Raw genomic sequence first — 23445 nt, 5'->3', positions numbered from 1 at the left:
TATGAACAACCCTGTGGCGTCTGCCCCCTTGTCTCACTGGGCGCTGCCGCGCCTCTCGGCGCGCTGGTGGCCGGTGTTTCTGCGCAATTTGCTGGTGTGGAAAAAGCTCGCCATCCCCAGCCTGGTGGGCAACATTGCCGAGCCGCTGATGTGGCTGGTGGCGTTTGGCTACGGCATGGGGGCGCTGGTGGGGCAAGTCACCATCAACACACCGCAGGGCGCGGTGGCCGTGCCTTACATCTTGTTTTTAGCCAGCGGCAGCATTTGCATGAGCGCCATGAACGCGGCGAGCTTTGAGGCGCTGTATTCGGCCTTCTCGCGCATGCATGTGCAAAAAACCTGGGACGGCATCATGAACGCGCCGGTGAGCCTGGACGACGTGGTGCTGGCCGAAATGCTGTGGGCCGGCTTCAAGGCGCTGTTTTCGGTCACGGCCATCATGCTGGTGATGCTGGCGCTGGGCATCAGCCACAGCTCCAAGCTGCTGCTGGCGTGGCCGGTGCTGCTGGGCGTGGGTGTCACGTTTTCGTGCATTGCCCTGGTGTTCAACGCACTGGCCAAGGGCTACGACTTTTTCACCTACTACTTCACGCTGTTCCTCACGCCCATGATGTTTCTCTCGGGGGTGTTCTTTCCGAGGGAGCAACTGCCGGGGGTCGTGCGGACCATTTCAGACTGGCTGCCGCTGACGAATGCGGTGGAGCTGGTGCGCCCGCTTTTCATGGACCAATGGCCAGACAAGCCATGGCTGCATGCTGCGGTGCTGGTCTTTTATGCGGTAGCCGCCTTTTGGCTGGCCTTGGCATTGACGAGAAAACGCTTCGCCAAATAAACCTCTGGGGCGCGGGCTTCGCTCAAGAGCGCTGCGAAACCGGCTTTGCTGTGCCGCCAGCGTGGCCCCCTTGAAGGGCTTCGCGTGCAGCGCGGCGGGGGTGGGCCTTCAGGTCAGTGCACCGCGTGCAGCGCTGGCTGGGCGTCTGCGTAAAACTCGCTGCCGCTGTCCATGAAGTCATCCGCGTCAATCACGGCATCGAAGTCCAGCATCTGGCCGTGGGTCTTGGGAATCAGGGGCTTGTCCAGCGGGCTGGCAAATACGCTGGCGCAGGCCGCGTAGGTTGGCACTGCCTTCCATGGCGCTGATCACGGCCTCAGGGTCGAGCATGAGAACGAAGGGGTTGAGGCGGCTTTGGGTGGAGTTCATGGCGGGGTCCTGTTCAGAGAGAGGGGGACAAAACAAACTGTTTGTCCATGTGTCAAACTGTATTCAACCCGTTTCAAAACGTTAAGTCGGCGCACCGCCATTCGTTCTGTAAGAAGTTGCCTGACAAGCCCTCAGAAGGACCGGAAACACCCCGCTTTTCTGCGCTGTGTTCCCGCCAAACGCTCACACCGGTCCGCTGCGCAAGGCTTCCACGCTGGCACGCACCACGCCTTCCACACTGCCGCTCTGGGCAAACTGCTTGCGCAGGTAGCTGGCGTGGTTGCCATCGCGCGCGGCGGTGCGTTCAATCTCGTCCAGCGCCGCTTGGGAGTTCAGGGCCTCGGCGTGTGGACCCAGGTGGCGCAGGGTCGCCAAAATATCTTCGCGAATGCTGATTTGCTCGCGCGATTTGGGGTTCACCATCATGCCGTCGAGCCCGAAGCGGCAGGCCTGGAAACGGTTGTAGGTGTAGACGAGGTAATCGTCTTCTTCGGGCGGTGGTTCGCTGCGTTCCAGCAAATGGCGGCACAGCGCCTGCAGGTAACAGGCAAGACCAGCGGCGCGCTCCACAGTCAGCGGCGTGTCGCACACGCGCAGCTCAATGGTGCCGTACTCCGGCTTGGGCCGGATGTCCCAGTAAAAGTCTTTCATGGACTTCACCACCCCGGTGGACTCCATTTTGGTGAAGTACACGTTGGCAAATTCTTCCCAGCTGAGCATGAAGGGTGCACGCCCGCTCAGGGGGAAGGCAAACACCGAATTCAGGCGCGCCGAGTCAAACAACGTGTCCACGCCCTGCGAGAAGGGCGATGAAGCAGACAGGGCGATGAAATGCGGCACGTAGCGGTTGAGCGAATGCAGCAAAAACAGCGCTTCGTCGGGGCTGGCGCAGCCAATGTGCACATGCTGGCCGAACACGGTGAACTGCTTGGCCAGATAACCGTACAGGCCCGAAAGCTCCTGAAAGCGCGGTTTGGAAAAAATGCGCTGCTCAAACCAGCGCTGAAACGGGTGCGTGCCACCGCCTGCGATCTCGATGTTGAGCCGGTCTCCGGCCTTCAGCAGCGTGTCGCGGATCTCGCGCAACTGGGCCAGCAGAGGGCCATGCTCGGTCTGGATGTCAGTGGCAATCTCGATCATGCTCTGGGTCATCTCGGGCGTGACCACGCCCGGGAAGGGCTTGCGCCGCAGCAGTTCCAGCAAGTCGTTGGCGCTGCTCGACAGGTCCATGTCGTAGGTGTTGACGAGCTGCAGTTCCAGCTCGACACCCATGGTGAGCGATTTCGATGCTTTGAATGTTTCCAGTGGCATGGCTCAGCCCTCTTTCGTCACATGGGTTTCCTGGGCCGCCATCAGGGCGCGCTGCGTCACCACCGGGCCCAGCAGCTCTTGCACCAGCATCATGCCGGCCATGGCCGAGAGCACCTGCACCGCCGGGTCAAAGCCGTAGAGCCGACTTTGCTCCAGCAACAGAATGGCGAAAGCCGACATGGGCGTGAGCGCCAGACCGGTCAGCAAGCCCTTGCGCTCGGTGATGCCGGAAAGCCGTGCTGCCGCCAGGCTGCAGCCCACCTTGGAGGCGGCGCGCACCACAATGAGCAAGACGCCCAGCAGTGCGCCAGTGCCTACATCGGCCCAGTCCAGCAGCGAGGCGATGTAGACAAACAAAAACACCGAGAGCAGGTCGCCGGCCGTGCCAAAGTCGCGCTGCGCATTGGTCAGGTGCACACGGCGCTCGCGCGCCACAATGCCGAAGGTGAGCGCCGCCAGCAAAGGCGAGAGTTTGAGCCCATAGGACATGGTGGTGAGCAGCAGCACCGCCAGTGCAAACACCACGGTGACACTGCGCTCGTGCGTGCCATGCTGGCGCAGCAGCCAGGGCACCGCCACGCCCAGCAAGGCGCCCACGGCCACCGACGTGGCCAGCACATGGATGCTGCCAAAGGCGGCCAGCGCCAGGTCACCCGAGGTGCTGAGGTACCAGTAACCCACCACCAGCTTGAGCGCCAGCACCGACATGAGGCAATTGATGGCGCACAGGTGCAGCACCCGCTCCGTCACCTGACCGGCACTTCGCAGCTCGTTGGCCACCCGAACAATGCCGGCGGGCGAAGCCGAGATGGACAACGCCGCGATGATGAGGCGCACGTCGATCGCCAGGTCAAACCAGCCGGTGACGGTGTAGATCAACCCAAACGTGACGATGGATTCGACCACCCCCAGCAAGAACACCCAGGGGTTGTGGCGAAACCAGCGCAGGTTGATGCGGTAGCCCAGTTCAAACAGCACCAGGGAGAGCGCGACGTTGGCCAGGAACGGCAGGCCTGGCACATCGCCGGTGAGGCCGGGCAGGTTCAGCAGACCGCCAAGCAGCCCCACCGCCACGTAACTGGAAACGCGCGGTATGCGCCACAACGCGTAGCAGCGCTCGGCCAGAAACCAGGCCAGCAGCAGCACCAGCGGCCAGGCCATGGACTGAAAGAGAAAAGAAAAATCGGTCACCATGGACAGGTTCTCCTGGTTGGAAGCCTGGGTACAAATGCCGCGCGCTGCGGCCAGGCCGCGCACGAAACCAACAGGCTAACCGGCATCAGCGGGACGCTGACTTGAACACCGGGGAACGGCGGCACATGGTGCCGCCACGAAGAGCGCCAGACGACGGAGGCCTGACGGCGCACAGCGACTGAGAGCTTCAGACCGCGAAACGCTGCGTGAGTTCATGCAAATTCAAGGTTTCAAGCACCTGCAACAGGCGCTCACGGGACCGGTCACGGGTGCCGGACCGGTCGTCGGTCATTCTACGGGCCAGTATCAGCTCGTTTTTCATCGAATGCTCCCACCCCACCAGTTCAGTCACCGTGACGCTGTAGCCATGCGCCTCCAACTGCAGGCAGCGCAACACGTTGGTGATCTGGCTGCCAAATTCGCGTGTGTGCAGCGGGTGGCGCCACAGCTCGGCCAGCGGCGTGCGCGACAGGCTCAGCGCCTTGTGCTGGCGCATCACGCCGGCCACCTCGGCCTGGCAACACGGAACCAGCACCATGTGGCGCGCCTGCTTGGCCAGGCCAAAGGCAATGGCGTCGTCGGTGGCGGTATCGCAGGCGTGCAGCGCCGTCACCACGTCGATGGTGGCAGGCAGTTCGCGGTGGGTCAGCGCCTGCTGCACCGTCGTGGCCAGAAAGGCCATACGGTCAAAGCCCAGGCGCAGGGCCAGCGCGCGCGACTTGTCCACCAGCTCGGCGCGCGCTTCCACGCCGTAGACGTGGCCCACCGGTTTGTCTTTGAAAAACAGGTCGTACAGGATGAAGCCCAGGTAGGACTTGCCCGCGCCGTGGTCGGCCAGCGTCACGTCGCCCCGCGCTTTCAACACCTCGGCCAGCAAGGGCTCAATGAACTGAACCAGGTGGTAGACCTGCTTGAGCTTGCGCCGCGTGTCCTGGTTGAGCTTGCCTTCTCGGGTCAGGATATGCAGCTCTTTCAGCAGCTCGACCGACTGGCCCGCGCGCAGTTCGGGCAACTGTTCCTGAAGGGTCTTTTCGGATTTCACGGATTTCACAGATTTCACAAAGGGGCCTGTTGTTTGGGGGGCGGCGAAGTCTGGTCCAGACGGGCCTGAACGAGGCGAATCTGTTCGCGCAGCAAACGGATCTCGTGCATCAGATCGTGTTGAATCTGACGCTCCTCTTCCTCCACTTCGCGTTCCACGAAGATGGCCGCCAGCGATGCCGTCACCATCGACAACACCGCCAGTCCCACAAGGACCACCAGCACGGAAAACATGCGCCCCGTGGAGGTGCGAGGCACCACATCACCATAACCCACGGTGGCCGCCGTGGTGAACGACAGCCACAGGCCGTCTTGCAGCGTCTCGATGCCCGGCTCCAGCGCCCAAAACCCCACACCGCCCAGCAGCAAAATCACCAGGCAGAGGGCCAGCGAATACCAGAGTCCCCGGCGCATCAGATGCAGCCGGCGTTGTTTCAAGCGTTTCATGCCGCGATTCTGGCACGCCGGCGCAGGCCACAATCGGCACATGACCCAACCGCTCAGCAACCACTCGCACCCCTACACCGCCCTCACACCCGACGTGGTGCAGGACGCCTTGGCCAGCATCGGCCTGTGGGGCGACGGTCGCCTGGCTGCGCTCAACAGCTTTGAAAACCGGGTTTACCAGATTTACCTGGAAACACCCCATGACGGCTTCGACCAGGTGGTGGCGAAGTTTTACCGGCCCGAACGCTGGAGCGACGCGCAGATTGCCGAAGAACACGCCTTTGCCGCCGAACTGGTGAGCGCCGAGATACCGGCGGTCCCGCCGCTGGTGGTGAACGGCGCCACGCTGCACCACTTTGGCGGTTTTGCGTTTGCGGTGAGCCCGCGCCGCGGTGGGCGCCGCCCCGAGCTGGACGACTTTGAGGTGCTGGAATGGATTGGCCGCTTTCTGGCGCGCATCCACACGGTGGGCGCGGCGCGTCCCTTTGTGGCCCGCCCGGCGCTGGACGTGGCCGCATTTGCACACGAGCCACGCGACTGGCTGCTCAAGCACCACATGGTGGCGCCCGAAGTGCAAACCGCCTGGTCCGCCGCGCTGGAGGAGGCTCTGGCGCTGATCGAGACGCACCCCGTGCTGCGCGCCCATGAGCCGGGCTGCGAAGACGGCATCCAGCGCCTGCGCCTGCATGGCGACTGCCACCCCGGCAACATCTTGTGGACGCCAGCCGACCTGCCCGGTGCCGGCCCGCATTTTGTGGACCTCGACGACGCGCGGACCGGCCCGGCGGTGCAAGACCTGTGGATGCTGCTCAGCGGCGACCGCCGCCAGCAAACCCAGCAGCTCGGTGCGCTGGTAGACGGCTACGAACAGTTCCGCACGTTTGACCGGCGCGAGCTGGCGCTGATCGAACCGTTGCGCACGCTGCGCCTGATCCACTACAGCGCCTGGCTCGCCCGCCGCTGGGACGACCCGGCCTTCCCCATCAACTTTCCCTGGTTCGGCAGCCGCGACTACTGGCAGGGCCAGGTGGACATGCTGGTGGAGCAAATTGAAGAGATGCAGGGCGAGCCGCTGATGGTGTGACCTGCGCCGCGCTTCCATGAAGCCTTGTCCGGCCCATGGTTATTCGCAATTAAATTGCACACAATTTAATTGCCCTCTACAGTTCAACCCATGGTCACACGCCACACCCCTGACACCGCCCTCTCCGACCAAGCCCTGCGGCTCGACAACCAGCTCTGCTTTGCGCTGTATTCGGCATCGCTGGCCATGACCAAAATCTACAAGCCGCTGCTCGACGAACTGGGCCTCACCTACCCGCAGTACCTGGTCTTGCTGGTGCTCTGGGAACAGGACGGCGTGACCGTGTCCGAGCTGGGCGAACGGCTCAGCCTCGATTCCGGCACGCTGACGCCGCTGCTCAAGCGCCTGGAGGCGGCGGGCCTGGTGTCGCGGCTGCGCGATGCGGTCGATGAGCGCCGCGTGCTGATCCGCCTCACGGCCGAGGGGCGGCAACTCAAGACCCGCGCCCGGCGCATTCCTGGCTGCGTGCTGCAGGTCTCGCAGTGCGAAGTGTCCGAGGCCGTGGCGCTCACCCGCCAGGTGCAGGCGCTGCGCAAGCGCCTCATGGCCTAACCCCATTTTTCACCCCGCTTCAACGAAGCAACCCACCACCAAGGAACCCCATGGCCTCCCTCGACAAAGTTCTCTACACCGCCCGCACCCACACCACCGGGGGCCGCGACGGCGCATCCCGGTCCGACGACGGCCGCCTGGTCGTGACGCACACGCCGCCCGGCGCACCTGGCAATGGCACCAACCCCGAACAGCTGTTCGCCGCCGGTTACTCGGCCTGTTTCATCGGTGCCATCAAGGCCGTGGCAGGCCAGATGAAGCTGGCCGTGCCGGCCGATGTGGCCGTGGACGCCGAAGTGGATCTGGGCCCCGTAGGCCAGGCCTACGGCATCGCCGCGCGCCTGACGGTGCACCTGCCCGGCATGGACCGCACCCAGGCCCAGGCGCTGGTGGACACCGCGCACCAGGTCTGCCCCTATTCCAGTGCGACCCGCGGCAACATCGATGTGACGATCACGCTGGCCTGATTCGCCACCCCAAAGCAAAGGCCCACCCAGGGCAACCCGGGTGGGCCTTTGTGCGGAACCGCGCAGCGCGCTGCCTATTTCTTTTCGTTGGGGTCGTAGACGGTGGTGCTGGTGCCCACGCCCACACCCACTTGAGCGTTGCTGTTGCCGATGGGGGTGCTCACCCCTACGCCGGCGCCGGCGTTCACCCGCCCGTCCTGGTTGACCCCCACGCCCACGCCGACCGGGCCCACGCTGGTGCCCACACCCAGGTTGACCCCGCCCGAACCCACGCCAACCCCGATCGAGAACGGTCCGACCGGAATGCCGATGCCGACGCCCATGGACGAACAGCCGGCCAGCAGGGCACTGACGGCGAGCGTGACCGCCAGCAAGTGGCGCGAATAAGGAACATTTTTCATGGAAAGGCCTTCGTAAAACGGCACGGGTGATTCTGGTGTGATTCAGGCGAACACTCAGAAGTGCCCGCCGTCACAGCCCGTTACCCCTGCGCCGCGTCCCACATCACACCAGCAGCGCGTTGACGCGCTTCACATACGCGGCCGGGTCTTCAGGCAACCCCCCTTCGGCCAGCAGCGCCTGGTCAAACAAAATGTGCGCCAGATCGTCAAAGTGCGCGCTGCCGTCGAGCTTTTTCACCAGCGCGTGCTCGGCGTTCACCTCCAGAATAGGCTTCACATCGGGTGCCTGCTGGCCAGCCTGCTTGAGCATGCGGGCGAGCTGCGTGCTCATGCCGTGGTCTTCCACCACCAGGCAGGCGGGCGAGTCCACCAAACGGGTGGTCACGCGCACGTCCTGCGCCTTGTCTTTCAGCGCTTCCTTCAGCTTGTCCAGCACGGGTTTGAAGGTTTCGGCGGCGGCTTCGGCGGCCTTCTTCTCTTCTTCGTCCTGCAGCTTACCCAGGTCGACCGCGCCCTTGGCCACGCTCTGCAGCGGCGTGCCGTCGAATTCGTGCAGGTGCGACAGCGCCCACTCGTCGACCCGGTCGGCCATCAGCAGCACCTCGATGCCCTTTTTCTTGAACACCTCCAGCTGCGGGCTGCTCTTGGCAGCGGCAATGCTGTCGGCGGTGATGTAGTAGATGGCCTCCTGGCCTTCCTTCATGCGCGCCTTGTAGTCGGCAAAGCCCACGGCCACGGCGTCGCTGGCGGTGCTGGCAAAGCGCAACAGCTTCGCGATCTTGTCGCGGTTAGCGAAGTCTTCACCCAAGCCTTCCTTCAGCACCGAGCCAAATTCGGCGTAAAACGCGCTGTACTTGCCCGCGTCCTTCTCAGCTGCAGCTTTGTCCTCAGCGCTCACCACGTCGGTCACGCCGTCGGCGCCCTCTTCGGCTTTGGGCGCCACGTCTTTTTTGGCCAGGTCTTCCAGCATGGCCAGCACGCGGCGGGTGTTGCCTTCGCGAATGGCTTTCACGTCGCGGCTTTCCTGCAGCAGTTCGCGGCTCACGTTGAGCGGCAAATCAGCCGAATCGACCACGCCCTTGACCCAGCGCAGGTACGAAGGCATCAGCGCCTCGGCCTCGTCCATGATGAACACGCGCTTGACGTACAGCTTGATGCCCGACTTGCGATCGCGGTTCCACAGGTCCACCGGCGCTTTGGCCGGAATGTAGAGCAGCTGCGTGTATTCGGTGCTGCCTTCCACGCGGTTGTGGCTCCAGGCCAGCGGCGCGTCCTGGTCGTAGCTGAGGTTTTTGTAAAACTCGGCGTACTGCTCGTCAGAAATGTCTTTCTTGCTGCGCGCCCACAGCGCGTTGGCCGAGTTCACGGCCTCCCACGCGTCTTGCTGCACATACTCGCTCTTCTCGGCGTCCCACTCTTCCTTCTGCATCAGGATGGGCAGGCTGATGTGGTCCGAGTATTTGCCAATAATCTGTTTGAGCTTCCAGTGGCTCAGGTACTCGCTCTTGTCCTCGCGCAGGTGCAAGATGATGCTAGTGCCCCGGGCGGCGCGCTCAATGGCTTCCACCTCAAAGTCGCCGGTGCCGCCGCTGGTCCAGCGCACGCCTTCGGCTGCGGGCAGGCCGGCGCGGCGGCTTTCCACCACGATCTGGTCGGCCACGATGAAGCCCGAATAAAAGCCCACGCCAAACTGGCCAATCAGCTGCGCGTCCTGCTTCTGGTCACCGCTGAGGTGGCTCATGAAGTCTTTGGTGCCGCTCTTGGCAATGGTGCCCAGGTGCTCCACCGCTTCGGCCAGGCTCATGCCAATGCCGTTGTCGGTGATGGTGATCGTCTTGGCGTCTTTGTCGAACGCCACGCGCACGTCCAAGTTCGGCGCGTCTTCAAACAACGCGGCGTTGTTCAGGCCTTCAAAACGCAGCTTGTCGCAAGCGTCCGAGGCGTTGGACACCAGCTCGCGCAAAAAAATGTCGGGGTTGGAGTACAGCGAATGGGTGACGAGGTGCAGCAGTTGCGACACCTCGGCCTGGAATGACAGGGTTTGTTTGCTCATGGAACCAATAGAAGTTTGAAAAACACAGACGCGCTCACATCAGAGCGCCCACGCAAGGCGTGAATTATGGGCGGGGCGGGGTTTTTCAAGCCCCGGCGTCGGGCACGGGGCGCAACCACGCCAACACCTGCGCTGCCACCTCGCGGCTTGACAGCAGGTCCAGGTGGCCGGTGCGGTAGGCCAGGTACTGGCTTTCGCGGGCAAACACCAGGCGCCGGGCTGGCTCGTCGTGCTGGCCCAGCGCGCTGTTCAGCGGCACCAGGCCGTCGCCCATCAGCCGGTCGCCCATCAGCCGGTCGGCCAGCAGACCGCGTTTGGGCGCCAGCGTTGCGGCCACGGCGAAGCAGGCCACCCCTTCGGGCAAAGGCAGCGGGGTGCGGTGGTCGTCGGGCGAGGCAAAGCGGTCGCGGCCCTGCCAGTCGGCGTCCAGCACATGGCCGTGGCGCAGGTCTGTGATGCCGGCGCTGCGGATCTTGCCCAGCTTGGCAAACGGCAGCGTGTGGGGCGAAGACGCCAGCAGCAAGTCCACGCCGTGGCCCGCGCGCTCCAGCGGCGCGCCGTGGTGCGGCGTGCCCAGAAACACCAGCTCGCGCAACAGTGCCGGCCAGCGCTGGCCTGCCTCGCGCGCGGACTGCACGGCCGAACGCGCCACCAGCCCGCCCATGCTGTGGCCCACGATGGTGATGCGTTCCAGCGGCACCGGCCAGGCCGCCACCAGCTGCTCCAGTTGCCGGGCCAGTTCATGGCCATTGGTGGAGGTGTGCAAACCGCTGTTGTAGCGCAGGTAAACCGGCGTGCAGTCCAGCGCCTGCGCGAGAAACTCGCCGTGGTCGTGCCCGCTACGCTGCCATTGCGTGTCGCTCATGCACAGGCCGTGCGCCAGCAACAGCAGGTGGGGGCTGGGCTGGCCCAGCTGCGCCTTCAGCGCGGCAGGCGCCAGCGGCAACACCTGCCCGCCTTGGCGCAGCTCCATACGCTGGGCCAGCGGGTTGCCAAAGCTCTGCAAGCGGTCACCCAGCACCCCGTTGAGCGCAGCCAGCACCGCCTCGCGCTCGGGCGAAGCGTTCGGGTGCGTGGCAGGGTCGTCCACCAGCGGCAGCAGCAGGGCCAACGCCCCGTCCAGCCCGTGGCCCACGATGTGCGCCACACCGCGAATGCCCCGGTAAATCTGCCCGGTGAGGCCACTGGCCTGCCCGGCCGAAGCCCCAGCCGAAAACCCCAGCCGCCGCAGCACCGACTGGTGCACCCCCTCGGTGATGTTGATCACACCCTGCGTGGCCTGCGAAGCCAACTGGGCAGCACCCCGCAAATCAGACGGGCGCACATGGCGCAGCACGGCGCGCTTGGGGGTCTTGGGTGGGGTGGGGGTGGTCATGAAGCATTGTGGCCGGGGTCAGAACGCAGCAATTGGGGCCGCACTCTATGCCCCGTTTCAATGCGAGCGCAAAGTCTCGCCCACTGGCTCAAGCAAACGACTCCCCCGCCCCCAGATACCGCCACTGCCCCACCGGCAAATTCCCCAGCACCACGTTGCCAATGCGGATGCGCTTGAGGCCCACCACGTGCAGGCCCACCTGTTCGCACATGCGGCGGATCTGGCGTTTCTTGCCTTCGGTGAGGATGAAACACAACTGCTCCGGGTTCATCCAGTTCACTTGTGCGGGTTTCAGCGGTTGGTCGTCCAGGCTCAGGCCGCGGCGCAGCAGGGCCAGCTTATCGGCGGGAAAGGCGGCTTGCACGTTTTGCGTGACGACGCCAGCGCCTTGCGGGCCGCTGGGCGCGTAGTGCACACGCACCAGGTATTCCTTTTCAATGCCGCTGTTTTCACCAATGAGGGTGCGGGCCACGCGGCCGTCTTGCGTGAGCACGAGCAGGCCCACGGAGTCGATGTCGAGCCGGCCGCAGGGCGCCAGGGCACGGGTGTGCTCGGGGGCGAAGCGGCGGCTGTCGGCGGGGTGGCGGGCATCGCCGCGCCACTGGCTGGGCGCGCCAATGAGGGTGGCGGCGGCTTCGTGGCCGTCTTCAGGCTGGCCGCTCACATAGCCCATGGGCTTGTGCAGCAAGATGGTGACTTGCCCGGCTTGCTGGTGGCGGGCCTGGGGCAACACGTCGACCTTGGCGTCGGGCGCCACGGGCATGCCCATGACGGCGGGTTCGCCGTTGACCAGCACCCAGCCGCGGGCAATCCATTCGTCGGCCTCGCGGCGCGAGCACAGGCCGAGGTCGGCCATGCGTTTGTTCAGGCGGATTTCACCGCGCACGTTGCCGACACGGGCAAGGTCGGGCCGGTGCGGCTGCACCGGACGCGGTGCGTTGGACGGGCCACGCGCAGCGCGGTCGCCGTAGGGTGCGTCGCGCGGATCGCGCGGGTTGCCATAGGGGTCGCTGCGGCCGGGGCGGTCACCCTGGCGGGGGTTGGGGCGTTCGCTCCAGCCGCGCTCGTCACCGCGCGGGCCAGCCGGCGGGCGCCCATAGGCATTGGGTTGCTCGGCCCGGCCGCGTGGGTCTTGCCGCATGTCTGGGCGGGGGCCTTGGCGACCATCGTTGCGCTCTTCCCAGCTGCGCTCACGCCGGTCTGGCGGGGGCGCACCGCGCGGGCCGCCGGCTCGCTCGGGCGCTGCACGGGGGGGCTTGGGCGCGGACGCGGACACGCTTTTGGCGCGGGCCGGGCCAGGTGGGCGCACGGGCGCGCGGCGCGGGGCATAGGGGTCACTGGGCGGCTTGGGGGCAGCGCCCGGGTTGAGCTTGAGGGTGCGGGCAGGTTTGTCGGTCGTCATGGGGGGGATCATCCCAGATGAATGGGTGAATGAAAAAGGAATTGCGCAGGAGAAAGACGCTTAACCCGGCTCCAGCTCGCCCGAACGCAGCGCGGCCAGGTCGAGCACGCGCAGGCCGCCGTATTCGACGCGTATCCAGCCTTTGACCGACAGCGTGGACAGGGCTTCGTTGACCCGCTGGCGCGACAGCCCCACCAGATAAGCCAACTCTTGCTGGGTGATGCGCAGGATGCCATCGACGTTGGGCGAGAGCAGCGGGTGAAACAGGGCTGCGAGGTTGCGTGCCACACGCAGGTCGGGGTTGTTGATGCGGTCGATTTCGCGTGCGGCGATGAACTGACCCAAGCGCTCGTTGAGCTGGTTCATCACGAATCGGTTGAACCCGATGGAGTGGTCCAGCAGCCAGTGAAACGTGTCCACCGGCACGCCGGCCACGCGACACTTGCGCAGCGCCTGTACGTTGTATCGGTAAGGCTCGCGCTTGAGCACGGTGCCCTCGCCAAACCAGCCACCGGGCGCGAGGCCGGTGAAGGTGATGGCGAAGCCCTGAGACTCGTCGTTGTTCATCTTCAGCAGCCCGTCCACCAGGCCAAACCAGTAGGTTGCCGAGCGCCCGAAGCGGATGACGTAGTCGCCCGCCAGTGCTTCGGTCACCACCAGGCTTTCCACTGCACGTTCGCGCTCGGCAGGGCCCAGACTGGGTAACCAGGGGATTTGCGCCAGCTCGGCTTCGGTGGGCGGACGGGCCCGCTCACGCAGCACAGAGCCTTGGCGACCGGAGGGGAAAAATGACATGGCGCAGACCTGGATGTTCGACGGCACTAAGGGAAAGTCCCAAGGGGGATGACCCATTGATTGTCGTCGTACCGACAACATAACGTCAAACATCGGCCTAACATCCGCTCCAGATTGACTTGAACGCGGTGCGACCGAATCGATCCAGAGGTGCTCTGGACAGGTCCCCGGACACCAGGAGACGTTGCCATGCAAAACACTTTCCCCAGGCTGCTGCTGGAACACGCCCAGCGCCGCCCCGACGCACCCGCCATGCGCGAAAAGGAATACGGCATCTGGCAAACCACCTCCTGGGCGGCCATGGCCAAGCTGGTGGAAGCCATTGCCTGCGGCCTGCACCAGGCCGGCTTGCAGCGGGGCGAGCATATGGTGGTGATTGGTGCCAACCGCCCCCGCCTGTACGCCACCATGCTGGCCGCGCAGGCCATTGGCGCCATTCCGGTGCCGCTGTACCAGGATGCAGTGGGCGCCGAATGCGTGTTCCCCATCAACAACGCCGACATCCGGTTTGCTGTGGTGGAAGACCAGGAGCAGGTCGACAAGATGCTGGAGATTCGCGACCGCTGCCCGCAGCTTTCGCATGTGTATTACGACGACCCGCGCGGCCTGCGCAAGTACGACGAACCCGGTCTGGGCGCCCTGGAAGAACTGGTGGCTGCCGGCATGGCCTACGCCAAGATCCATCCCGAGCTGTTTCGTGAACAGGTGGACATGGCCCAGCCCGACGACGTGGCGGCCATGTTTTTCACCAGCGGCACCACCGGCAACCCCAAGGGCGTGGTGCATACGCACAACACGCTGATCGACCGCGCTGCGGTGGGCACGCGCTTTGACAAGCTCACCGAAAAAGACGAGGTGCTGGCCTACCTGCCACCGGCCTGGATTGGCCAGAACATCTTCAGCTACGCGCAGTGGCTGGTGGCCGGCTATGTGGTGAACTGCCCGGAGTCGGGCGCCACCGTCACCATCGACCTGAAAGAAGTGGGGCCCACCTACTACTTCGCGCCACCCCGGGTGTTTGAAGGTTTGCTCACCACGGTGATGATCCGCATGGAAGATGCGGGCGCCCTCAAACGCAAAATGTTCCACACCTTCATGGACGTGGCGCGCCGCGTGGGTCCCGACAAGCTCGACGGCAAACCCGTGGGTCTGGTTGATTCGGTGAAATACGCGCTGGGCAACCTGTTTGTGTACGGCCCGCTGCGCAACAGCCTGGGCATGAGCCGGGTGCGGGTGGCCTACACGGCCGGCGAGGCCATTGGCCCCGACCTGTTCAGCTTCTACCGTTCCATCGGCATCAACCTGAAACAGCTTTACGGCTCCACCGAAACGGCGGTGTTTGTGTGCCTGCAGCCCGACCACGAAGCCCGCGCCGACACGGTGGGCGTGCCCTGCGAAGGCGTGGAAATCAAGCTGAGCGAGACCGGTGAGATTTTGGTGAAGTCGCCCGGCTTGCTGAAGGAATACTACAAAAACCCGGCCGCCACGGCCGAGGTGCTGACCGCCGACGGCTGGTACCACACCAGCGACGCGGGCTTCATCGACGCGTCGGGTCACCTGAAGATCATCGACCGCGTGAAAGACGTGGGCCGCATCAAGGGCGGTATGTTTGACAACGCCATGTTTGCGCCCAAGTACGTAGAGAACAAGCTCAAGTTCTTCTCGTACATCAAGGAAGCCGTGGCCTACGGCGACCAGCGCGAAAAGGTGTGCATCATGGTCAACATTGACATGGAAGCCGTGGGCAACTGGGCCGAACGCCGCAACCTGCCCTACGCCGGTTACACCGACCTGGCCCAGAAGCCCGAGGTGTACGAACTGATTCGCGACTGCGTGGAAAAGGTCAACGCCGACCTGAGCCGTGACGAGCTGCTGGCCGGTAGCCAGATCAGCCGCTTCCTGGTGCTGCACAAAGAACTGGACGCCGACGACGGTGAACTCACCCGCACCAACAAGGTTCGCCGCGGCTTCATTGCAGACAAGTACAACGTGTTGATCGACGCGCTGTACGGCGGCAAGACCGAGCAATACATCGAAACCCAGGTGAAGTTTGAAGACGGCCGCACCGGCAGCGTGAGCGCCACGCTGAAGGTGAGCGACGCCAAGACCTTTGCCCCTGTGAAAGCCGCAGCATGAACAACGCCGGACCGCTCCAAGTTGTGCAGACCCCCTCGGGGGGAAGCGCCGTACATGAAATGACAAGCGTGGGGGTCAAATGACCAAAAAAATCGGCGACGTCATTCTCGACGTCCAGAACATCAGCCTGCGCTTTGGTGGCGTGAAGGCGCTGACCGACATTTCCTTCAATGTGAAGGAACACGAAGTGCGCGCCATCATCGGCCCCAACGGCGCCGGCAAAAGCTCCATGCTCAACTGCATCAACGGCGTCTACACGCCGCAAGAAGGCAGCATCAGCTTTCGCGGCCAGACCTTCAAGCACATGAACAGCCGCCAGGTGGCCGAGATGGGCATTGCCCGCACGTTCCAGAACCTGGCGCTGTTCAAGGGCATGAGCGTGATCGACAACATCATGACCGGGCGCAACCTGCGCATCAAAAGCAACCTGTTTCTGCAGGCGCTGCGCATTGGCCCGGCCCAGCGTGAAGAAGAAGAGCACCGCGAATACGTCGAACAGATCATCGACTTCCTGGAAATTCAGGCCTTTCGCAAAACGCCGGTGGGCCAACTGCCCTACGGCCTGCAAAAACGGGTCGACTTGGGTCGTGCGCTGGCCATGGAGCCCAAAGTGCTGCTGCTGGACGAGCCCATGGCCGGCATGAACATGGAAGAGAAGCAGGACATGAGCCGCTTCATCCTGGACGTGAACGACGAGTTCGGCACCACCATCGTGCTGATCGAACACGACATGGGCGTGGTGATGGACATTTCTGACCGCGTCGTGGTGCTCGACTACGGCAAGAAGATCGGTGACGGCACCCCGGAAGAGGTGCGCAGCAACGAAGAAGTCATCAGCGCGTACCTCGGTACGAGCCACTGAACACGGAGACAACAAGATGGCATTCTTTTTAGAAGCACTGCTGGGCGGCCTGATGGCCGGCATGCTGTATTCACTGGTCGCGTTGGGCTTTGTACTGATCTACAAAGCCTCGGGCGTCTTCAACTTCGCCCAAGGCGCCATGGTGCTGTTTGCGGCGCTGGCCATGGCCCGATTCTCCGAATGGATTCCACAGTGGCTGGGGCTGGACAACAAGTTTCTCGGCAATGTGCTGGCGTTCGCTGTGGCGGCTGCCTGCATGTTTGTGCTGGCCTGGCTGATTGAGCGGTTTGTGCTGCGCCACCTGGTGAACCAGGAAGGTGTGACGCTGCTGATGGCCACGCTGGGTATCACCTACTTCATCGATGGTCTGGGCCAGACCATCTTTGGCAGCGACATTTACCAGATCGACGTGGGCATGCCCAAAGACCCGATCTTCCTGCTCGAAGGCACGTTTGAAGGTGGCGTGCTGGTGAACCTGGAAGATGTTTATGCGGCTTGTGTCGCCGCTCTGCTGGTGGTGGTTCTGTCGCTGTTCTTCCAGAAGACAGGTACCGGCCGCGCGCTGCGTGCGGTGGCCGACGACCACCAGGCGGCGCAGTCCATTGGTATTCCGCTCAACCGCATCTGGGTCATCGTGTGGTTTGTGGCCGGCATCACCGCGCTGGTGGCCGGCATCATCTGGGGCTCCAAGATGGGGGTGCAGTTTTCGCTCACCACGGTCGCCCTGCGTGCCCTGCCCGTCATCATTTTGGGCGGCCTCACCTCGGTACCTGGCGCCATCATCGGTGGACTGATCATCGGTGTGGGCGAAAAGCTCTCCGAGGTCTACCTGGGCCCTTATGTGGGCGGCGGCATCGAGATCTGGTTTGCGTACGTACTGGCGCTGGTGTTCCTGTTGTTCCGGCCCCAGGGCTTGTTCGGCGAGAAGATCATCGACCGCGTCTGACCCCACAACAAAAATACAGAAAGGGTTCACACCATGTTCTATCGTGAAAACGGTCAGTTCAAGACCTCGTACCGCGCCGACCAGCAGATCTTTCCGATCGCTCAAGACCGCTGGGCCATTCTGGCGCTCATCGCCTTTGCCTTCATCGGCGTGCCGTTCCTGGTCGACGAATACATGTTCCGCGCCATCCTGATCCCGTTCCTGATCCTGGCGCTGGCTGCGCTGGGGGTGAACATTCTGGTGGGGTATTGCGGCCAGATTTCGCTGGGCTCGGGCGCCTTCATGGCGGTGGGCGCCTACATGGCCTACAACACCTACATCCGCATTGACGGCATGCCACTGATCGTGGCGCTGCTCGCTGGTGGTTTCTTTGCCACGCTGGTGGGCATGTTCTTCGGCATTCCCAGCTTGCGGGTCAAGGGGTTGTACCTGGCGGTAGCCACGCTGGCCGCTCAGTTCTTCTGTGACTGGGCCTTCCTGCGCATCGGTTGGTTCACCAACAACACCGCGTCAGGCTCGGTTTCGGTGTCCAACCTGAGTGTGCTGGGCTGGCGCATCGACACCCCGGTCGAAAAATACCTGTTCTGCCTGGCCTTTCTGGTGGTGTTTGGCTTGCTCGCGAAAAACCTGGTGCGCTCGGCCATTGGCCGCGAATGGATGGCTATCCGCGACATGGACGTGGCGGCTGCGGTGATCGGCATTCGTCCCATGTACGCGAAGCTCAGCGCGTTTGCGGTCAGCTCTTTCATCATCGGCGTGGCCGGTGGCCTGTGGGGTTTTGTCCACCTGGGTTCTTGGGAGCCGGCTGCTTTCTCCATTGACCGCTCATTCCAGTTGCTCTTCATGGTGATCATCGGCGGCATGGGCTCCATCATGGGCAGCTTCTTTGGCGCGGCGTTCATCGTGATCCTGCCCATTTTCCTGAACCAGTTCCTGCCTTGGGCGGGTGGGTTGCTGGGAATGTCGATTTCCACGGCCGCGATCTCGCACACCGAATTCATGGTGTTCGGCGCGCTGATCGTGTGGTTCCTCATCGTTGAGCCCCACGGCCTGGCCAAGTTGTGGAGCGTAGCGAAACAGAAGTTGCGGTTGTGGCCGTTCCCGCACTGACGTCAACGGGCTGGCGAGCCTGGCGTATGGGGGTGAATCCCGATGGGGTCATTCCCGATGCGCTTCGGCCGCAAACGCGTTGAACTGACAGGTCACTGTGCTTTGTGTGTGTGTTTGATTTTTCTTAGGAGACAAGCGTGATGAAACTTCGCAATCTGGTTCTTTCTGCATCTGTGGCCTGCATGGGCATGTCGGCCGCGCTAGTGGCGCCGTCCGCCATGGCGCAGGCCAAGGAACAGTTCTTCCCCTCGCTGGTGTATCGCACGGGTGCCTACGCGCCCAACGGCGTGCCCTTTGCCAACGGCTACGCCGACTACCTCAAGCTCACCAACGCGCGCGGTGGTATCAACGGCGTGAAAGTGTCGTTTGAAGAATGCGAAACCGGCTACGCCACCGACCGCGGCGTGGAGTGCTACGAGCGCCTGAAAGGCAAAAACGGCGGCGCCACGGTGTTCCAGCCGCTGTCCACCGGCATCACGTTTGCCCTGACCGAAAAAGCGCCCATCGACAAGATCCCGCTGATCACCGCTGGCTACGGCCGCAGTGAGTCGGCCGACGGTGGCGTGTTCAAGTGGAACTTCCCGATTGCCGGCACCTATTGGGTGGCCGCAGACGTGATCATCCAGCACATCGGCAAGAAAGAAGGCGGCCTCGACAAGCTCAAGGGCAAGAAAATTGCGCTGGTGTACCACGACAGCCCGTTCGGTAAAGAGCCTATTCCGGTGCTGCAAGAGCGCGCTGCGATGCACGGCTTCCAGCTCAGCCTGCTGCCCGTGACGCACCCTGGTGTGGAGCAAAAATCCACCTGGCTGCAGATCCGCCGCGACCGCCCCGACTACGTCATCAACTGGGGCTGGGGCGTGATGAACTCCACCCTGTTGAAGGAAGCACAGGCCACAGGCTACCCACGCGAGAAGATCTACGGCGTGTGGTGGGCTGGTGCCGAGCCTGACGTGAAAGACGTGGGCATGGGCGCCAAGGGCTACAACGCCATCACCATGCAGCACGGCACCGAAAAAGGTTCGGCCATTGCCAAGGAGATCCTGGCCAAACTGCACGACAAGGGCCAGGGCACCGGTCCCAAAGACGAAGTGGGCGAAGTGCTTTACATGCGCGGTCTGATCAGCGCGATGTTTGCCGTGGAAGGTGTGCGCCAGGCGCAAGAGAAGTACGGCAAGGGCAAGTGGATTTCTCCCGAGCAGGCTCGCTGGGGTTTTGAAAACCTGAACCTGACCCAGGCCAAACTGGACGCGCTGGGCTTCAAGGGCGTGCTGCGTCCCGTGTCTACCTCGTGCCAAGACCACATGGGCGCCAACTGGGCCCGCATCCACACGTGGGATGGCGCCAAGTGGAACTTCAGCAGCGACTGGTACCAGGCCGATGAGCAGCTCCTGAAGCCGATGGTGAAAAAGGCCGCTGACGCCTACGCCGCCGAGAAGAAGCTGACGCGCCGCACCCCGGCCGACTGCCAGTCCTGATAGGACCCCTGCCCTGCCCGCCCCGGGCAGGGCGCGGCCCTCACGGGCCGCCAGCCGACAGGGCTGCACCGCAGCCTTGTCGATTGGTCAAAGGAAAATGCACATGGAACCCACCAAATCCGTACTCAACGTCAATGGCATCGAGGTCATCTACAACCACGTGATCCTGGTGCTCAAGGGCGTTTCGCTCAACGTGCCCGAAGGCAAAATCGCGGCGGTGCTGGGCGGCAACGGCGCCGGCAAAACCACCACGCTGCGCGCCATCTCCAACCTGCTCAAGGCTGAGCGCGGCGAGGTCACCAAGGGCAGCATTGAGCTGCGCGGCGAGCGCATTGAAAACCTCACGCCGGCCGATCTGGTGAACCGGGGCGTGGTGCAGGTCATGGAAGGCCGGCACTGCTTTGCCCACCTGACCATTGAAGAAAACCTGATGACGGGCTCTTACACCCGCACCGACAAGGCGGAGATCGCGCGCAACCTGGAGAAGGTTTACAACTATTTCCCGCGCCTGAAAACACGCCGCACCAGCCAGGCGGCCTACACCTCGGGCGGTGAGCAGCAGATGTGCGCCATTGGCCGTGCGCTCATGACCAACCCGAGCGTGATGCTGCTTGACGAGCCGTCCATGGGCCTGGCGCCGCAAATCGTGGAAGAGGTGTTCGAGATCGTGAAAGACCTCAACACCAAAGAAAAGGTGACCTTCCTGATCGCCGAGCAAAACACCAACATGGCGCTGAAGTACGCCGACTACGGCTACATCATGGAAAGCGGCCGCATCGTGATGGACGGGCTGGCTTCTGACCTGCGCAACAACGAAGACGTGAAAGAGTTTTACCTGGGCATGGGCGGCGGCGAGCGCAAGTCGTTCAAAGACGTGAAGAGCTACAAGCGGCGCAAGCGCTGGCTTGCTTAATACCCCCGCGCCGCCTACAGCGTCACCCCCTCAAGGGGGCAACGATGGCGGCCCGGCGAAGCCGGTTCTGCGGCGTTCTTGGTTTAAGGCATTGCAGCTGTCCGGTTAAGCCCTTTCTGTGACGCTCTTGGTTTGAGATAGCTCTACCCCACCTTTTGTGGTTTTGAATATGACCGATTTTTTTGACGCTCTGGAAACCCGTTCGCCGGCTGAGCGTGAAGCAGCGCAAATGGCGGCGCTGCCGACCCAGATCGCACACGCTCAGGCGAACAGCGCGGCCATGGCCGAGATTCTTCGCGGTGTGGACGCATCCACGGTGAACAGCCGCGCTGCGCTGGCGCAGCTGCCCGTCACGCGCAAAAGCGAGCTGCTGGATCGCCAGAAAGCCCTGCGCGCTGCGGGCGGCGATGCATTTGGTGGTTTTTCAGCGCTGGTGCGCGGGCCCCGCATGTCCCGCATTTTTGCCAGCCCAGGCCCCATCTATGAACCCGAAGGCCACACGGCCGATTACTGGCGCACTGGGCGGGCTTTGTACGCGGCGGGTTTTCGCTCGGGTGAGCTGGTGCACAACAGCTTCAGCTACCACATGACGCCGGGCGCTTTCATTCTGGAAGCGGGCGCACACGCGGTGGGCTGCACCGTGTTTCCGGCCGGCACCGGCCAGACCGAACAGCAGCTCGAAGCCGTGCTGGACCTCAAACCCAACGGCTACACCGGCACACCCAGCTTTCTGCGCATCTTGCTCGAAAAGGCCAAGGAAGCCGGCGCCAACATCGCATGCCTGACCAAGGCGTCGGTGGGCGGTGAAGCCTGTCCGCCCAGCCTGACGGCCTGGTTCAAGGAACAAGGTGTGGACGTGTACCAGACCTACGCCACAGCCGACCTGGGCCTGGTAGCTTACGAGACCAGCGCGCGCCAAGGCCTGGTGCTCGAAGAAGGCGTGATGGTGGAAATTGTGCGCCCGGGCACCGGCGACCCCGTGCCCGAGGGCGAGGTGGGCGAGCTGGTGGTGACCACGCTCAACCCCGCGTACCCACTGATCCGCTTCGGCACCGGTGACCTTTCTGCCATCTTGCCCGGCACCTGCCCCACCGGGCGCACCGCGCCGCGCATCAAAGGCTGGATGGGCCGCGCCGACCAGACCACCAAGATCAAAGGCATGTTCGTGCACCCCTCGCAGGTGGCCGACATTGCGCGGCGCTTCCCGCAGGTGGGCAAGGCCCGCTTAGTGGTCAGCGGTGAAATGGCCAACGACTCCATGTGTCTTCAGGTGGAGGCGGCCGAAGCCCTGGATGGACTGGGCGCACAAATTGAGGCGGCCATGCGGGATGTCACCAAGCTGCGCGGCACAGTGCAAGTGGTCAGCCCGGGCACCCTGCCGAACGACGGCAAGGTGATTGAAGACGCGCGCAGCTACCAGTAGGCGCACGACAGACACACCAATGGGGGATGAATCAGGGTTTCCCCTCATTCCCGGCTAAGTATTTACCGCGATTTCCTGATGGTTTTGAAGGGCTAACATAGTCCTGTGACCAACCTTTCAGGAACATCTGCATGAAAAAGATCTTTGCTCTGGCCTTGACGGCTGCCGTGTCGGTGAGCGTTTTCGCCCAAGAATTTCCAGCGAAACCCATCACCATCGTGGTGCCTTTTGCCGCAGGCGGCCCCACCGACCTGGTGGCCCGCCAATTGGCCGAAGCCATGCGCAAGCCGCTGGGCGGGGTCAGCATTGTGGTGGAAAACGCGGCCGGCGCAGGAGGCACCATTGGCGCCACCAAAGTGGCCCGCGCGGCACCCGATGGTCACACGCTGCTGGTCTGGCACATTGGCATGGCCGCCACCGCCGGCCTGTACCGCAAGCTGCCCTACAAGCCGCTGGAAGACTTTGAGTACCTGGGCATGATCAACGATGTGCCCATGACGCTGCTGGGCTCGCCCAAGCTGCCAGCCAATACCTACCGCGATTTTGAAGCCTACATCCGCGCCAATGGTGGCAAGCTCAACCTGGCCCACGCGGGCCTGGGTTCGGCCTCGCACCTGTGCGGTCTGATGTGGCAATCGGCTGTCAAGCTGGACAAGTCCATGACCACCATTGCCTACCGTGGCACCGGCCCGGCCATGAACGATCTGATCGGCGGCCAGGTGGACGTGATGTGCGACCAGACCACCAACACCACCAGCCAGATTGAAGGCGGTCGCGTGAAGGCGTTTGCGGTGACCACGGCCAAGCCGCTGTCGGGCCACAAACTGCTCAAAGACTACCCATCGCTGCAAGAGATGGGCCTGAAAGGCTTCAACCTGACCATCTGGCACGGCATGTACGCGCCCAAGGGCACGCCAGCGGCCGTGACCAAGAAGATCAACGATGCGTTGCTGGTGGCACTGAAAGACCCCGAATTCATCAAGCGCCAGGAAGCGCTGGGCGCACTGGTGGCCAACGACGCCCGCGTGACGCCCGCTGGTCACAAGGCTTTCGTGGCGGCTGAGATCACGAAGCTGAAATCCGTTATTGACGCAGCCGGCCAGTTCGCAGACTAAGCGGACCCCCGGCAGCAACCCATGCCCCTTGCGGGTGGGGTTGCTCTGCCCCACAAGCCGCCTTCGGGCGGCTTTTTCATGGGGGGGGTGTCACACAAGGGCGCCACCCTGTCGCGGGTCCACCGTAAACTGACTCGAG

General features: G+C 63.5%; 21 protein-coding genes and 1 pseudogene. 12 read left to right on the top strand and 10 right to left on the bottom strand.

The annotated features are described in order from the left end of the window. The first annotated feature begins 1 nt into the window (after position 1). The gene (locus AC0GNR_RS14460) at positions 2-832 is read left to right on the top strand and encodes an ABC transporter permease (RefSeq protein ID WP_472901619.1); all 831 of its coding nucleotides are present in this window, start codon (positions 2-4) and stop codon (positions 830-832) included. Between the two features lie 113 nt (positions 833-945). Here AC0GNR_RS14460 and AC0GNR_RS14455 read toward each other — a convergent pair whose 3' ends face one another. From AC0GNR_RS14455 to AC0GNR_RS14435, 5 genes are all read right to left on the bottom strand, one after another. Continuing rightward, a complete protein-coding gene (locus AC0GNR_RS14455) occupies positions 946-1122 on the bottom strand; it encodes a hypothetical protein (RefSeq protein ID WP_472901618.1) in 177 nt (58 codons plus the stop codon). Positions 1123-1384: 262 nt separating this feature from the next. Continuing rightward, positions 1385-2512 carry a YbdK family carboxylate-amine ligase gene (locus AC0GNR_RS14450; protein ID WP_472901617.1) on the bottom strand — a complete coding sequence of 376 codons (1128 nt, stop codon included), beginning with the start codon at positions 2510-2512 and terminating at the stop codon, positions 1385-1387. 3 nt (positions 2513-2515) lie between these two features. Next, on the bottom strand, positions 2516-3706 hold the full coding sequence (locus tag AC0GNR_RS14445) for a cation:proton antiporter (protein WP_472901616.1): 1191 nt from the start codon (positions 3704-3706) through the stop codon (positions 2516-2518). A 187-nt stretch (positions 3707-3893) separates the two neighbouring features. After that, a complete protein-coding gene (locus AC0GNR_RS14440) occupies positions 3894-4748 on the bottom strand; it encodes a class I SAM-dependent methyltransferase (RefSeq protein WP_472901615.1) in 855 nt (284 codons plus the stop codon). A gap of 14 nt (positions 4749-4762) precedes the next feature. Then, entirely contained in the window at positions 4763-5194 is a 432-nt protein-coding gene (locus AC0GNR_RS14435; RefSeq protein WP_472901614.1) for a potassium channel family protein, read from the bottom strand. Positions 5195-5234: 40 nt separating this feature from the next. On the opposite strand from AC0GNR_RS14435, the gene AC0GNR_RS14430 reads away from it, so the two are divergent. From AC0GNR_RS14430 to AC0GNR_RS14420, 3 genes are all read left to right on the top strand, one after another. Next, on the top strand, positions 5235-6278 hold the full coding sequence (locus AC0GNR_RS14430) for a serine/threonine protein kinase (protein WP_472901613.1): 1044 nt from the start codon (positions 5235-5237) through the stop codon (positions 6276-6278). 90 nt (positions 6279-6368) lie between these two features. Further along, positions 6369-6830, top strand: coding sequence for a MarR family winged helix-turn-helix transcriptional regulator (locus AC0GNR_RS14425; RefSeq protein ID WP_472901612.1), 462 nt, complete (start codon positions 6369-6371; stop codon positions 6828-6830). Positions 6831-6880: 50 nt separating this feature from the next. Further along, positions 6881-7297, top strand: coding sequence for an organic hydroperoxide resistance protein (locus AC0GNR_RS14420; RefSeq protein ID WP_472901611.1), 417 nt, complete (start codon positions 6881-6883; stop codon positions 7295-7297). A gap of 86 nt (positions 7298-7383) precedes the next feature. Here the strand turns inward: AC0GNR_RS14420 and AC0GNR_RS14415 are convergent. The 5 genes and pseudogenes from AC0GNR_RS14415 to AC0GNR_RS14395 form a co-directional block, all read right to left on the bottom strand. Next, positions 7384-7698 (bottom strand): annotated as a pseudogene (locus AC0GNR_RS14415) (hypothetical protein); the annotation flags it as partial. Positions 7699-7801: 103 nt separating this feature from the next. After that, on the bottom strand, positions 7802-9751 hold the full coding sequence (gene htpG / locus AC0GNR_RS14410; protein ID WP_472901610.1) for a molecular chaperone HtpG: 1950 nt from the start codon (positions 9749-9751) through the stop codon (positions 7802-7804). An 85-nt stretch (positions 9752-9836) separates the two neighbouring features. Next, complete coding sequence (locus AC0GNR_RS14405; protein ID WP_472901609.1) at positions 9837-11126, bottom strand: esterase/lipase family protein; 1290 nt, start codon at positions 11124-11126, stop codon at positions 9837-9839. A gap of 88 nt (positions 11127-11214) precedes the next feature. Next, on the bottom strand, positions 11215-12528 hold the full coding sequence (locus AC0GNR_RS14400) for a pseudouridine synthase (RefSeq protein ID WP_472901608.1): 1314 nt from the start codon (positions 12526-12528) through the stop codon (positions 11215-11217). Positions 12529-12588: 60 nt separating this feature from the next. Next, on the bottom strand, positions 12589-13323 hold the full coding sequence (locus AC0GNR_RS14395) for a Crp/Fnr family transcriptional regulator (protein WP_472901607.1): 735 nt from the start codon (positions 13321-13323) through the stop codon (positions 12589-12591). A 189-nt stretch (positions 13324-13512) separates the two neighbouring features. Here AC0GNR_RS14395 and AC0GNR_RS14390 point away from each other — a divergent pair, with 189 nt between their 5' ends. The 8 genes from AC0GNR_RS14390 (at position 13513) to AC0GNR_RS14355 (ending at position 23306) form a co-directional block, all read left to right on the top strand. Continuing rightward, the gene (locus AC0GNR_RS14390) at positions 13513-15459 is read left to right on the top strand and encodes an AMP-dependent synthetase/ligase (RefSeq protein ID WP_472901606.1); all 1947 of its coding nucleotides are present in this window, start codon (positions 13513-13515) and stop codon (positions 15457-15459) included. Between the two features lie 79 nt (positions 15460-15538). Beyond that, positions 15539-16321, top strand: a complete 783-nt coding sequence (locus AC0GNR_RS14385) for an ABC transporter ATP-binding protein (protein ID WP_305659599.1) — start codon at positions 15539-15541, stop codon at positions 16319-16321. A gap of 16 nt (positions 16322-16337) precedes the next feature. Then, a complete protein-coding gene (locus tag AC0GNR_RS14380) occupies positions 16338-17267 on the top strand; it encodes a branched-chain amino acid ABC transporter permease (RefSeq protein ID WP_472901605.1) in 930 nt (309 codons plus the stop codon). Positions 17268-17300: 33 nt separating this feature from the next. Beyond that, positions 17301-18377 (top strand): branched-chain amino acid ABC transporter permease, encoded by a 1077-nt coding sequence (locus AC0GNR_RS14375; protein WP_304834907.1) that lies wholly within the window; start codon positions 17301-17303, stop codon positions 18375-18377. A gap of 140 nt (positions 18378-18517) precedes the next feature. Continuing rightward, positions 18518-19855, top strand: a complete 1338-nt coding sequence (locus AC0GNR_RS14370) for an ABC transporter substrate-binding protein (RefSeq protein ID WP_304834908.1) — start codon at positions 18518-18520, stop codon at positions 19853-19855. A gap of 103 nt (positions 19856-19958) precedes the next feature. Continuing rightward, the gene (locus AC0GNR_RS14365) at positions 19959-20768 is read left to right on the top strand and encodes an ABC transporter ATP-binding protein (protein WP_304834910.1); all 810 of its coding nucleotides are present in this window, start codon (positions 19959-19961) and stop codon (positions 20766-20768) included. Positions 20769-20937: 169 nt separating this feature from the next. Then, a complete protein-coding gene (locus AC0GNR_RS14360) occupies positions 20938-22191 on the top strand; it encodes a phenylacetate--CoA ligase family protein (protein WP_472901604.1) in 1254 nt (417 codons plus the stop codon). Between the two features lie 131 nt (positions 22192-22322). Beyond that, positions 22323-23306 carry a tripartite tricarboxylate transporter substrate-binding protein gene (locus tag AC0GNR_RS14355; RefSeq protein ID WP_472901603.1) on the top strand — a complete coding sequence of 328 codons (984 nt, stop codon included), beginning with the start codon at positions 22323-22325 and terminating at the stop codon, positions 23304-23306. Positions 23307-23445: the final 139 nt, after the last annotated feature.

Source organism: Hydrogenophaga sp. LT287 (assembly GCF_055702805.1).
Note: the sequence above shows the minus strand (reverse complement) of the source record. Positions and strands in the feature narration are given on the sequence as shown.